This window comes from candidate division WOR-3 bacterium (assembly GCA_039804165.1).
Classification (GTDB): domain Bacteria; phylum Hydrothermota; class UBA3072; order UBA3072; family UBA3072; genus JAFGHJ01.
In genome coordinates this window covers 28,343-42,307 of sequence record JBDRZZ010000016.1, presented here as the reverse complement: position 1 = coordinate 42,307, position 13,965 = coordinate 28,343, and the positions used below count along the sequence as shown (strand labels likewise).

General features: G+C 30.3%; 10 protein-coding genes. 4 read left to right on the top strand and 6 right to left on the bottom strand.

The window, feature by feature from the left end; genetic code table 11:
* Positions 1–132: 132 nt before the first annotated feature.
* Positions 133–1,281, bottom strand: a complete 1,149-nt coding sequence (locus ABIN61_06600) for an HD domain-containing phosphohydrolase (protein MEO0293872.1) — start codon at positions 1,279–1,281, stop codon at positions 133–135.
* A 113-nt stretch (positions 1,282–1,394) separates the two neighbouring features.
* Between ABIN61_06600 and ABIN61_06595 the strand changes: the two genes are divergently transcribed.
* Positions 1,395–2,348 (top strand): calcium/sodium antiporter, encoded by a 954-nt coding sequence (locus ABIN61_06595; GenBank protein ID MEO0293871.1) that lies wholly within the window; start codon positions 1,395–1,397, stop codon positions 2,346–2,348.
* 2 nt (positions 2,349–2,350) lie between these two features.
* On the opposite strand, the gene ABIN61_06590 is transcribed toward ABIN61_06595, so the two are convergent.
* The 5 genes from ABIN61_06590 to ABIN61_06570 form a co-directional block, all read right to left on the bottom strand.
* On the bottom strand, positions 2,351–3,520 hold the full coding sequence (locus ABIN61_06590; protein ID MEO0293870.1) for a hypothetical protein: 1,170 nt from the start codon (positions 3,518–3,520) through the stop codon (positions 2,351–2,353).
* A complete protein-coding gene (locus ABIN61_06585) occupies positions 3,517–6,279 on the bottom strand; it encodes a tetratricopeptide repeat protein (GenBank protein MEO0293869.1) in 2,763 nt (920 codons plus the stop codon). Before ABIN61_06585 ends, ABIN61_06590 begins: the two co-directional genes overlap by 4 nt.
* Positions 6,276–6,746 (bottom strand): 2-C-methyl-D-erythritol 2,4-cyclodiphosphate synthase, encoded by a 471-nt coding sequence (gene ispF, locus ABIN61_06580; protein MEO0293868.1) that lies wholly within the window; start codon positions 6,744–6,746, stop codon positions 6,276–6,278. Before ispF ends, ABIN61_06585 begins: the two co-directional genes overlap by 4 nt.
* Positions 6,747–7,165: 419 nt before the next feature.
* On the bottom strand, positions 7,166–7,438 hold the full coding sequence (locus ABIN61_06575; GenBank protein ID MEO0293867.1) for a hypothetical protein: 273 nt from the start codon (positions 7,436–7,438) through the stop codon (positions 7,166–7,168).
* Positions 7,439–7,482: 44 nt separating this feature from the next.
* Positions 7,483–8,034, bottom strand: coding sequence for a hypothetical protein (locus ABIN61_06570; protein ID MEO0293866.1), 552 nt, complete (start codon positions 8,032–8,034; stop codon positions 7,483–7,485).
* A gap of 106 nt (positions 8,035–8,140) precedes the next feature.
* Here ABIN61_06570 and uvrC point away from each other — a divergent pair, with 106 nt between their 5' ends.
* Genes uvrC through ABIN61_06555 form a run of 3 tightly spaced genes read left to right on the top strand, consistent with a single transcriptional unit; the run spans position 8,141 to position 13,910 of the window.
* Positions 8,141–9,895, top strand: coding sequence for an excinuclease ABC subunit UvrC (gene uvrC / locus ABIN61_06565; GenBank protein ID MEO0293865.1), 1,755 nt, complete (start codon positions 8,141–8,143; stop codon positions 9,893–9,895).
* A 12-nt stretch (positions 9,896–9,907) separates the two neighbouring features.
* Positions 9,908–12,706, top strand: a complete 2,799-nt coding sequence (locus ABIN61_06560) for a hypothetical protein (protein ID MEO0293864.1) — start codon at positions 9,908–9,910, stop codon at positions 12,704–12,706.
* Between the two features lie 37 nt (positions 12,707–12,743).
* Positions 12,744–13,910 carry a putative sugar nucleotidyl transferase gene (locus ABIN61_06555; GenBank protein ID MEO0293863.1) on the top strand — a complete coding sequence of 389 codons (1,167 nt, stop codon included), beginning with the start codon at positions 12,744–12,746 and terminating at the stop codon, positions 13,908–13,910.
* Positions 13,911–13,965 lie beyond the last annotated feature (55 nt).

Genomic DNA, 13,965 nt, shown 5'->3' with positions numbered 1-13,965 from the left:
TGAACTATTGGTTCACTCAAATCCAGTTCAGACGAGGAGTACGGTTGGAATCCAACGAGAAGACGAAATTTATAAGCCTCTTTCCCGAAATGGAGGTGTCTTTATGAAAAAAATGGGGGGTTGTCAGCAAAATTATGAAATAAGAGAGTTCTTACTGATTTCTTTTATCTTTTTTATACCCTTAAAGAATGCCTCTGTTGTTTCAGGGCAGAAATGCTTTTCTCTTTCCTTCTTAATAATAGAAAGGGTCTCTTCAAAAGAAAATGGTTTTTTTCTATAAGATCGTTTAGAAGTTAAGGCATCAAAGAAATCAGATAAAGCAACAATTCTTCCTGAAATGGGTATCTCTTTACCCTTTAGCCCTCTAGGATACCCTTTTCCGTCCCATCTCTCGTGATGAGTATAAGCAATTTCTGCGGCAGTTTTAATTATGTTAGAAGTAGAGTTTTTAAGTAAATTAAAACCAAAAGTTGTGTGTTGTTTCATTATTTCCCATTCTTCTTTTTTTAATTTTCCGGGTTTTGTAAGTATTTTATCTGGGATTCCTATTTTTCCAATATCATGTAAAGGACTACCTTTGTATATAATCTCAACAACATCCTTATCTAAACCAAGATTTTCCGCAATTACTTTTGTGAAGCTTGCGACTCTCTTAATATGATCTCCAGTTTCTTTGTTTTTATATTCTGCAGCTTCACCCAGTAGATAGATAGTTTCAAGGTGAGCTGCTTTAAGTTCTTCTGTAAGTTGAGCACTTCTTATCGCAACAGCAGCTTGAGAAGATAGAGAATGGGCTATTTTCTCATCAGTTCTTGTAAAATATGTAATTTTATTTCCTTTTGTTTTATTTATTAATTGAAAAACACCTACTAAACTGTTTTCTCTATCAAGAATTGGAACTGTTAACATTGACTTACATTTATAACCAGTCTTTTCCTCAAATTCCGTATTATGAGAATATGGGACATTCTTAAGAGAAGATAAATCTTTTATATTTATTATTTCTTTTATTTCAGCACTCCATCCAGCAATAGATTTATTTGAGATAGGTAAGACGTGAGGAGAAACAAGTTCTAAAAGTTTCTTTCCCAATTTCTTTTCAAGTGTAAAATTGCGAGAAACTTTAAACTCTAAGAAGTTATCATTCTTAAGATAGAAAGTCCCAGCATCTGCTTTGCATATTCTACAAGCACTCTCAAGAATTAAATTAAGCAACCTTTCCAAATCTTTCTCTGCAGATAAATTAATTCCTATTTTTATTAGTGTTTCGTAAAGTTTCATTATAAATTAAGTTAATCAATCTAAGGTGATATGTCAATGATTTTAGATTGCAAAAATTTATTATATTTTATTGACTTTTATATTTTCTTTAATATATTTTAAAAGGTGTTAAAATGCTAACTCTATTCTTATTATTAGTTAGTTTTTTTCCTTTAATATATGGCGCCCATCTTCTTGTAGATAGCGCATCTTCTTTAGCTAAACGATTAAATGTTCCAACTATCGCTATTGGATTAACGGTTATTGCATTCGGCACTTCAACTCCAGAGCTGGTTGTTAATATATTTGCCTCTTTGGGAAAAGTTCCTAAAATCGCCCTTGGAAATATAGTTGGAAGTAATATATTTAATATTTTATGTGTTCTTGGATTCTCATCTATTGTTTATCCACTCACTGTAAAGACAAACACTACTTGGATAGAAATACCTCTTTGTCTTTTATCAGCAATCATCCTTTTATTTTTAGCTAATGACCAAATAATAGATAAAACGGCTTTTTCTTTAATAACAAGAAAAGATGGACTCATTTTATTATTGTTCTTTCTCATTTTTACGATTTATAATGTCCAATTGATGAAATCAGGCTCTTTTACTGAAGAAGTTCCTGTAAAAGATTATTCTTTACAAAAATCAATTTTATTTATTATCCTTGGATTCATTTTACTCATTGGCGGAGGGAAGTTGACTGTTCTATTTGCAAAAAGATTCGCTGAAGAAATAGGATTATCTGAAAGAATTATAGCAATAACAATTGTTTCTATAGGGACTTCTTTACCAGAGTTGGCTACTTCGGTAGTAGCGGCAATGAAAAAAAATGTTGATATTTCAATAGGAAATATTGTGGGGTCCAATATTTTTAACACATTCTTTATTTTAGGAACTTCAGCAATTATTAATCCAATATCATTTGAGAAGATTTCAAATTTAGATATGGTAGTAAATATATTTGCGAGTATTCTTTTATTTATATTTATTTTTACTGGAAAAGGAAGGAGGTTAGATCGTTGGGAAGGAATAATATTTATAATAATTTATATTTTTTATTTTATAGAACTATTTATATTGTGATCTTATATTCCAAAGCTTAAGTAAAAATAAGCTTTTATTCTAAAATTATCTTTTTTATCCCAACCATGGCTAAAGCTTGATTCTATTCCAGTCTTTAAGTTATATCTTAAATTATATCCAAATTGAACATCAAAAAAGTAATTTCCATAGCCTTCTATATAACTGAATAAACTTGTTTCTATTATTTTCAGGATTTTAGTATTTAATCCTTGAATGAAAAGAAAAGAACCAGAATTTAAGGGATATCCAATTTCAAAAGATAATGTCTTATGAGTTCCTTTTATACCCAGAAAGTTTGAAGAATTTTCTAAATAATGAGAGAATATTATAGATATAGGTATTTCAGTAAGTGTCTGACCAAGCTCAAACCTATAGTATGTCTTTTTAGAGGAATATTCAATTAAATATTCTGGAGATGGACAATATAAATAGGCAATTCCTGTTTTGTTGAATAAACCACTTTTTATGTAAAAACCATTTATTGGGAAAAAATAGGTTATTTCAGGATATAATTTTTTAGAAAACCAACAACCACCCACTTGAAATGGGTATTTCTCAAAAAGAGCTTTTATGTTATAATCTATATCCTCCTCAATTTGAATATTAAACCTAAAAGGATTTATGTTAAAATCAGCCTCAAAAACACCTATTAGAGAGTCAGAATACACTCCAAGAAAGCTTAAGTTAGCAATATTATATAAAGTTCCAATGCTAAACCTGTAGATTGAATTATAAAAGTCTCCGTCATAAAAATTAAAAGAAAGATAAAAATTTTTGAACAAAGCTCTTGAAAATAGTTCTGTTAAAGAAGTTTTTTTTATTAAATTCTTCTTCAAATTTATTCCTACTTCTAAGGGAAAGAATTTATCTCTTACATATCCAAGGAGATACCCTTCTAAATGCGTCCCAACCCCAAAAGAAGTATTAATGCCTAAATTTCCTTCTCTCTTTTCTCTTTCCTCTATAACATCGAATTTTGGCAAATCTCTTTTATTTCTTGTAAAGATAGGTTCAAGATATTCCTCTTCGAATGGGAGAAGTTCTTTGCTTATTGCTTTAATTTCTACTTTTCTTTCTCCAAATACTCTAATTTCGGGGATCTCTAAAATCTCAGAATAAAGTTCATTGCTAATAATCAATAAGAGTATTGAAAAAAAGAAATTTCTTTTCATTTATTCAAATCAGAGAGTTTCTCTTTAGCTTTTGTTAACCAGGGTTCTTCTTTTCTTTCAATAATTTCCTTTAAATAAAGAATTGCTTTTTCTTTATCTTTTTTACTAATCATTATTTCAGATATAAGATAAAGAGATGGAGCAATAAACTCACTTTCGGGATGAAGATATCTTAATTTAAGTAAAAATTTCAGTGCTTCTTCCTTCTTATTTGTCTCAAACAAGACTTTCCCGGTAAGATAATAAGCTTCAGCTTCCGTTTTTCGAAAACCAATTGCTTTCTCAAGATTTTTTAAAGCTTCTTCATAATTCTTTTGCTCTATTTGAATTTTCGCAATCTCAAGATAAGCAACCCCTTCAGTTTTATCTCTCAAGATTAGTAATTTTTGAATGGCTTCTTTTTCCTTACCTTCTTTCTTCAAACAAAGAGCATACATTATAGAAGCTTCTGCTAAGGAGGACATAGTAAAATACTCTTTTGCTTTATTTATATTTCCATTATCGAGTTCTATCTTTCCAAGCTCAAAATATGCTTTGTCTTTAAATTCAGGAGTTCTTGCTGATTTTTCTAAAAATTGAATTGCATAATCTTTCTTATTTATTTTGAGGAAAGCAAGTCCTATCTTATAGAAACTTTCTGGATTCTTTGAATGTTCAAGATAACTTATTGCTCTATTATATTCTCCAGAAGAGAATAGAATATCTCCTATAAGTTCATTAATTTTCTCTTCAATCCCTATTTTTCCTTTTAATAGTCTTATAAGCTCTTTTCCTTCTTCTTCCATTTCACGATAGCCTTTTAAATTATTTATTGAAAGTAAAATGCCTCTTGCTGCATATAATAGGGAAAAGGAGTCCTCATCTTTAAGTAATTCTCTTATTAAAGAAAGGCTTTTTGTATAGTATTTGTAAGAAGAATCAAATTTTGCTTGATCAAAGTAATTATCTCCAAGAAGTAAAAAGGACTGTGTTAAGATTTCTATATTTTGAGATTCAGAAATCAGATAGTAAAGTTCCCTGTTTGAAGCAAGAAAATCATTCTTTTTTCTAAGAGAAAGCGCTATATAATAAGAACTTATCTCACTATATTTTGAGAGAGAAAAATTTCTCTTTATATTTAGAAATTCTTCAATTGCTTTATTGTATTCTCTACTTTCAAAGAACATTTTTGCAAGATTAAATAAAGCCTCTGGTTTCTTTTCCCCTTTTACTTGACGATAAGCTCTTTCTGCAGACTTTAAGTCACCCATTGCATAAGCTGCATTCCCAAGTTGGAGATAAACTTCTGCTCTACTACAGAAATCTGGGAATCTTTCAGATAGTTCCTCCAGGGATTTAAATGCTTCCTCATATTTCTTAAGACCCATTAAAGCCCATGCTTTGCCTTCAAGGGCGTAAGGAGTTAGTTCCGGGGATCTTTTTAAATTAACTTTACCATACTCTTCTAAGGATCTTTTATAATCCTTTAAATTTTGATATAAATCACCTTTTAATAGGAGCGCTTCATCAATCTCTTCGCCTTCGGGAAATTGTCTCTCATACGTTTCTAATATACTTAAGGAACCTTCAAAATCATTCATTTTCTTTTTTGCTATTGCAGATTGGAATAAAGCAAGAGAAACATTTCCTTTCTTATTTTCTACTACCTCTTTGAATTTCAAATAAGCTTCATTATATTTCTCTTCTTTTAGTAAAATATTCCCTATTTCAATATTTGCTTCGTCTTCTAATTCACCTTTAACTTTTTCAAAGAATTCTTTTGCTTTGAAATATTCTTTTCTATTTTTATATATTTGAGCTATTTCAAAAAGAGCTTCATTTTTGAGACTTGGACTTTCTTTAACAATTAGAGAAAATAGAGAAATAGCTTCATCAATTTTATTTTGTTTTTGAAAAGTTAAACCTTTCCAATAAGCTCCATCCCAGAAATAAGGATCTCCTTCCTTAATAGAGTCAAAATATTCAAGAGCCGTATCATAATTTCCTCTTTCGTATTCAACTATACCAATTCTATAATAAGAAAACCCAGTAAGAGATGGATCCACACTCGGAATATTTTTAAGATAATTAATTGCTTCTTCAATTTTTCCCTTTGCTTCGCTAAGATCCGCAAGGTAAGAATATGCTCTCCCTTTGTATTTTCCTTTTGGAAAGTTTTCAATATAAGAAAGAAAAGCTTTTTCAGAATTCTTATCGTTTAGAAGAAATAAAGATTTCGCGTAAAGAAAAGAACCTTCTTCTTTATATTCTCCTTTAAGTTTTGAAAAAATCTCTGCTGCTTTTTTGTAGTCTTTTAATTCTAAATAAGTCCATCCAATACTTAATTCACTGTAAGGAAGGTTGGATTTAGAATAATGCTTTATAGCCTGTCTAAATTCTCCTTTTGCATAATAAACTTCTCCGAGATAAAGTTCTCTTTTATCTTTATCCATTATTTGATTTATTACCTTTATTGCAGAATCAAAATTGGAGAGTTTTATCTCTGCTTTACCCCATTCAATAAGGATCTCTTCTTTTTTAGAAGGATATTTAAAAATAAACTCCTTACATTTAACAACTGATTCTTTAAACTTTTCTTGCTTAAATAGAGATTTCAAAAGAAGTAGAGAAGCTTCAGGAGCAAAGACACTATTTGGATAATTATTTAGAAAATCAGTTAATTCTGTCTCTGCAATATCGTAAAATCCATCTTCAAAAAGACCCTTCGCGTATCTAAAATCTTCGGTGGGTGTAAGAGATAAGATTAAAAATAAAATCATTTTTTTATTTCCTCGCAAAGGCAAACACAATAACAAGCAATAGCTTCATTTCTTCCAACAGGACCAAGCCCCTCGTTGGTCTTGGCTTTAATGGAAACAGATGAAACATCAATGCCAAGAGTTTTTGCAATATTTTCCCTCATAGAAGGAATATAAGGGGCCATTTTTGGAGATTCTGCAATTATTGTTGCATCAATATTGAGAACTTTACCTGGAATTTTTTTGATTGTTTCTTTCAATAAATATAAACTAGAAATATTTTTGTAGGTATCGTCCGTATTGGGAAAATGTGTTCCAATATCGTTTAGAGCAAAAGCACCGAGTAGAGAATCAATAATTGAGTGTATGAGCACATCTCCGTCAGAATGTCCGAGAAGACCAAAAGGGCTTTTTATTTTGACTCCCCCAATTACGAGTTTCCGGTTTTTAGCCAATCGATGTAAGTCATATCCAAAACCAATTCGCATGTTTAATTAATATCAAAAATATAAGTTTTTGTCAAGAGAAGGATAAAAAATAACCCTAATATTTTAAAAAGAGAAATAGCTCCGAATAGACACAGATATTCCAAGATTCAAAAGAATTTAAGAAGAAAAAGTATTTTTGAGAATCTTTTAAAATCAGTAGTTAATATAAAAAGCTTTAGAAACAATAACTTAACCCTGTATTTATGTAAGTTTGTCCAATTGGACCATGAGAAAATAAGTGGCTATCCATTAAAGATAAATTAATTTTCAACGAATTGATTTTATAAAATAGACCAAATGTGATAAATAGCTGGTGATAGTTACCTAAACCGAATTCTTCTGAGTTAAATTGTAAGTTCTATAATCCAATTGTGTAAAAAATCCTGTTTTTAAAGTTAGAGCGTCGTTTAAATTATATTCTATTCCGAAATGGATATCTTTTCTATCCACAAGGTTCTCTTCTTCCGAATTTTTAGAATATTTAAAGTCGGAAAAAAAGATATTGAATCAGTTTTAGATTTCATCCCAATTCCTACTTTTAAAGGAAACACATTCGGCTCTAAGGTGTCTCCTTCAATCACAACAGATTTTCTTGCCTCCGGAAGATGAGTAAATCCAAAAGATAGACTTTCTTTAGAGTTTTCTGCCAGAAAACATATAATGCCGAATTTAGGCCTTATTTGATTAAGCATTCCTATAGGCCAATTAAGTTGCTTTAAGTAATGAATCTTCCGTTTCAAGATAAAATTTTAGAATAAAATTTTGTGTAACTTAAATCAATACCAATACTTAATATATTTTTGAAGGTAAAAACAAAAGGGATAGAAAAAGAACTAAATCTGAGATTTCTATAAAACCTTGCTGTGCCAATATCTATATATCCTTCTTCTAGTGTATCGTCTACTATTGTTCCTGTTATTTCTCCATAGTCTGCTTTGAGAGAATTTTCTGTCCGATATGTTATCCCGCTTTGAAAATAATCGTTGATAGGCAAGCTAAAACCCACGGAAAAATTAGGATTTAAGTTTTTGTATTTTATATCCACAATCCATTCTATATCGTCTTTGTAAACATATTCAAAATATAGTTGTTTATTTTCTAAAGATAGGGAAGCTTGATTTATGAAAGTGTTGGATAAATCACCAGTATTTGCTACTCCGCTATAACCCATACCACAGGCTTCTGAAGAAATACGATTATCTGTATAAAATTCCCAGAAAAAATCAAAAGGTTGATAACTTCCTTCCCGAATAAGAGCTTCAGAAAAAAGTAAAATTATTAAACACATAAAAAGCCTCTTTATAAAAAAATTTTTTTATTTGTCAAGAGGAATAAATCCTCAAGACCGAAATAAAAGACTTGAAATTATTTTGCATATTTTTAATTTATATTTAATGATAAATATTTCTTTAAACGAGATTCCTGAACTTCCAGGGGTATATCATTTCAAAGATGATAAAGAAATCCTTTATATTGGCAAGGCAAAAAATTTAAGAAAACGTCTGAAGTCTTATTTTAGCCCTACTGTATCTCTAAAAGAAAAAAGAATTCTTCAAAAGGCTACTTCTTTAGAATTTACTACAACATCAAATGAAATAGAAGCTTTAATATTAGAAGAAAATGAAATAAAAGAGCACCAACCTAAGTATAATATAAGATTAAAAGACGACAAAAGATATCCTTACGTTAAGATCACAATTAAGGATGAATATCCTACAATTTATTACACAAGAAAAATAGAAGAGGATGGTTCTCTTTATTTTGGTCCATATCCAGATGTAAAAGCCATAAAAAAAACTCTTAAGACAATTAGAGCGGTATTCCCTGTAAGATCTTGTAGGGGAAAGAACTTACCTGAAAAACCTTGTCTTCAATATCACATTTATAAATGCTCTGCTCCTTGTATAGGAAAAATCACAAAGGAGGATTATAAAGAGATAATAGAGGAGATTATAGACTTCCTTAGAGGAAAGACAAAAAAACTTGAGGAAATAATTTATGAGAAAATGAAAAAAGCTGCAGAAAATTTAAATTTTGAAATGGCGGCTATTTACCGAAATCAACTTATGAGTTTAAGAGAGATTACAAAGAAACAGAGAATGGTTCTTAAAGATAAAAAGTCTAGAGATATAATTGGTATTGAACAAAGACCTGGGATGGCATGTGTTTTTGCTTTTTATATAAGGGAAGGGAAAATGATCAATGGAGAAAGATATATACTTAATTCAAATGAAGATGTTTCTCTTCAAGAATATATTAGAAGATTCCTACTTTGGAAATATCTTAAAGTTTCGTATGTCCCAGATGAGATTTTGATTCCAGTAGAAATTGAAGATAAGGAATTGTTAGAGGAACTTCTTTCTTCCGAAATTAAAATTCCTAAAAAAGGGGATTTAAAAAAATTATTAGAAATGGCAACACGAAATGCTAAACTCGAATTAGAAAGAGAATTATCCCATCCTGTAAAAGGCTTAAGAGGTTCCCTCTTAGAATTGCAAGATGTCTTATCTCTTCCTAAAATTCCAAGCAGAATAGAGGGTTTTGATATCTCCAATATTGGAGGAAAAGATTCTGTGGGTTCCTGCGTTGTATTCATAAATGGAGTCCCTGCAAAGGAAGAATATAGAAAATTTAAAATAAAAGGCATTAAGGAGTTAAATGACGCTGGAATGATTGGAGAAATTGTTGGAAGAAGAATAAAAAGATTGATTTCTGAAAAGAAAGATCTACCAGATTTAATTTTGATTGATGGGGGAAAAGCTCAACTAAATGCAGCTATTAAAGCAATGGAAGAAAACATCTCTTTAAAAATTCCTATAATAGCTCTCGCTAAAAGATTTGAAGAAATCTATCTTCCTCAAGGAGAAGTTATTTCTCTTCCTTTACATTCAGAAGCGCTGAAACTTTTAATGAGAATACGTAACGAAGCTCATTCGTTTGCCTTAAGATATCATAAGAATCTTAGAGGGAGAAGACTTACTATTTCAGAGTTGGATAAGATTAAAGGAATAGGGTATAAGCGCAAAGTTGCTTTAATTCAACATTTCGGCTCAAAGGAAAGGTTACTCTCAGCTTCAAAAGAAGAAATCTCAGAAGTTCCTGGAATTGGTAAAGTCATGGCAGAAATTATTTATGAAGCTCTTCATTAAGAGGAAGGCATTTTGTTTTTATTAATTTTGGCTATCTCCTCTCAAACAATAATGATTGAAAATCCAGATACTATCCAGATAAATCTAGGTTATTCTTTCATCATTAAAGGTTCAGACAGTCTTTGGGTAAAAGATAAACTGCTTTTAAGAGAATCAGAGTACATAATAGATTATCAAAGAGGAATCCTTAAACTTCTAAGAGAATATTCATCCCCTTTAACATTAAGATTTTTAAATTTTGATGGGTTAAGAAGAAATTACTCAAAATGGAATGAGGAAGGAAAAATGATTTATTCCAAAGAATTCGAAGAAGCCTCAAGCTTACAAGAGGAGCTTCAAATAGAAGGAAATAAAGGTCTGTTTTTTGATTTTCGATCTGGAAGAGGAGATGTAACTCAAAGTCTATGGATGAAAATAGGAGGAAGAGCAGGAGACTTTGAGGTTTCTGGGATTCTTTCTGATGAAAACATTCCTGGAGGAAATGATGCTTCTCAGAATTTAAAAGAAATAGACGAAATATTTATCGAAGCAATCTCTCCTAAGATTTCTTTCAGACTTGGTGATATTACAAGCGAAGAAGAAGGAGTAGACAAAAGACTTCTTGGATTGTCATCTAAAGCAGGGAGTTTCTTTGGAACTGTTGGAATTACAAAGTCTAAATTTGGGAAGACCACATTTAAAGTAACAGAAAGTAAACAAGGTCCTTATAAGATAATTCCAGATGAAGACATAAGAGATATTGTGATTATTAGTGGCTCAGAAAAAGTATGGCTAAATGGGAAATTATTAGAAAGAGGAGAAGGAAAGGACTATATAATAGATTATTCAGAATCTTCTATTACTTTTAACCCATCTGTTTTTCTTGATAACGAATCTGTTGTTCTTATTCTCTTTCAGTATACAAGTTATGAAGAAAGCAATTATTTTTATAAAGTTGGTTTGAAAAAAGATGAGTATTTTGTCTCTTTTACACAGCAAAAAGACATTTCGGAGAAAGAATTAATAGAGTCCTATCCTGATTCCGGTTTTGGTTATAGATATACAGCAGTAGAAGTAGGGGAAGGGAATGGAGATTATGAACTTCAAGATTCAATCTTCGTCTATGTGGGGCCAAAGAAGGGATCCTACGAAGTTTATTTTAACTGGGTTGGGGAAGGAAGGGGAGAATATATTTTTGTTGATTCTTTACATTGTTTCCTCTGGACAGGTAATGGCCCTTACTCTCCCAAAAAAAAGGTTTCTCTTGGGGAAGAGGATAATCTCATTTCTCTTGAAATAGACAAAGATTTTGGTAGAATAAAGTTTTCAGGAAATCTAAAAGGAAGAAAAAGTTCTACTCTTTTAGGAAATAATGAAAAAGAAGGATTAAGCACAAAGGTTAACTTGGATTTTAATCCTTATGATTTTATAGGGTTTTCTTTAAATTACTCAAAGAGGTTTAACAACTACGTAATGAAAGAATGGGAAGGAGATAAAGATTTACTAAAAACATGGGAAGTTTCAGAATTTCCTTCAGAGTTTTTAGAAAGCAGTATAAAATTAAATCCTTATTCAAAAATTAATTTTGCATATATTTATGGGGAAGCTGACACTCTTAGAAAAGATAAAATAAACTTCTCTATTTTCCCTTACTATATTTATTATGAGAGAATTAAAGATTATAAAGAGGATATAACAACAGGTTTCAGATTCGACACTTACGACATTTCTTATAGAAATCTAAAAAGAGAGAAAGATTATAGGAAGGAATTTTCTTTAAATATTCCTTATATTTCCTTAGAATATGGTCTTGAAGGAAAAGGAGAAATGGATACTGCTAAAGTTTATACAATTAAAACGAATTTAATCCAAAAAATTTTTTCTCTTTCTGCTTCTCAGATTTATAGAAAAAATTTAATATCTGGAAGATTAGATAAAATAATAAATGGTTCTTTAAAAATAAATTTCTATAAAGATTATTTTTCTACAAGAACTCAATTTGATCTCTCTAGAAAAGGAATAAGTGTTTGGGAAAAATATTATCAGAAAGTTCTTCCTGGGGAAGGGAATTACTCTTTTGATTCTATTTCTAACACTTATTACGAGAATCCATTTGGAGATTATATCAAAAGAATTGTGTATACAGGTATAGAAAAAGAAACAAAAGAGTATTCAGCAAATATTAGCATAAATAATGAGAAGTTAATTCTCCTTAATGGATCTCTTGATCTTAGATATAGCCCAGGGTTAATTCTTATTAGCAATGTTTTACTAAATTTTAAGTTTCCTGAAGAAGGAATAAACAAAGCATTTTTTAGAGGTGATTTAAAATATAGTGGGGGAGATCCTTCTCTGATTACTACTTCTCAGGATTATAAAAAAATAGATGTAGGATTGGAAAGAAGCTCTAACGGAAGTAGAGAATTTGGAATTTCAAGAGAATGGAATTTAAAAGAAAATAAAATTGGAGGGTTTATAAGTTTCTGGAGCGGAAAAGGGGTCGAAACTAAAATAGAAGGAGTTTTTATAAAAGGTGAGGACACACTATTTTCTCCTATTATAAATATAGGTTATAGGCCATTCAAAAAGGGAATTACAGGATTAATTAAAATAGGAATCGGTTATAATTATTATTACTTAGATAGAAATTCAATTTCTGTGAGGATGAAAGAACTCTATCCACCTGGTCTTTTTTATGATTTGGGCTCTTCCACTACCTTTGATTTCTCTAATTCGCTTCACTTTCATCTCAATACAACTATTCATAGCTTGAGTAAAGGGAAAATTTACTATACTATTAGGGTTGGTGCTACTACAAATTTTAATCCCTGAATACTTGACTTATGAATTTGTATTGGTAATATTGAATATGAAAATCGTTTTATTTGAAGACGAGAAATTTACCAACTTTTACCCAATAACAAGACTTCACTCCTTAACTGAAATTAGGACAGGTAAATACACTCAAAAAGAAAAGGTTTTTTTTCAATTTAATATAAGACCCCTAATATTTTCTCCAAGAAAGTCTTACAGAGATGAATTCAAAGTTGATGATGATACTCTATTTTTGAACGCAAGGCTAAAAGATTTTAGATTTTTTAAAGAGTTAGAAAAGGGGGTGTGCATAATTAATAAAGAAGGAGAAATTCTTGGATATAGAGGGGAGAAATTTATTAGTAAGAAAAAGGATTTTAAAGGGTATAAGGTTATAGAAAAGGAACTTCCGACTTTTAACTTTATTTGGGATATTATACGAGATCTCACTGAGAGTTTATATTCAGATTTTAAAGACAGTGCTCGTTTTTTAGGAAAGTTAGAAAGTCCTATAGGAAAATTTGTGTTTTTAAGGAATAGAAGGAATATCTACGTAGGAAAGGATGTTAAGCTTAGAGAAGGAGTTGTTCTAGATGCAGAGGAAGGTCCTATTTGGATTGAAGAAAAAACAGAATTGGAAAGTTACACCTTCGTTAAAGGTCCCTCTTATATTGGAAGAAAAACAAAGACTAAACCGGGAACTATTTTAGATAAAGTTGCAGTGGGAGATGTGGTAAAATTAGGAGGGGAGATTGAAGAAAGCATCTTTCAAGGTTACTCTAATAAACAACATTCAGGATTTCTTGGGCATTCTTTTATCGGAGAATGGGTTAACTTGGGAGCAGGAACAACTAATTCAGACCTAAAAAATAATTATGGAGAAGTTACTGTAATTTTAAAAGAAAAAAAATATCAAACAGGAATGCAATTTCTTGGAGTAATGATAGGAGACCATTCAAAAACAGCTATTAATACTTCCTTTAATACAGGAACTATTATTGAACCCTTTTGCAATATATTTGGAAGAACTTTTCCTCCAAAATACCTTCCTCCTTTCAGTTGGTGGAGTGGAGAAATAGAAGAATATAAATTAGATAAGGCTATAGAAACCGCGAGTAAGGTTATGAATAGGAGAAACATAAAATTAGATGAAAAATATAGAAAAAGAATAAAAGAACTCTTTCTTGAAACAAGAAAAGAAAGAAAAACAAAAAAATATTAGGTTTTTCTCTAATTTGGATTTATCTATTGACATATCGGATTTTCCTCATATAATA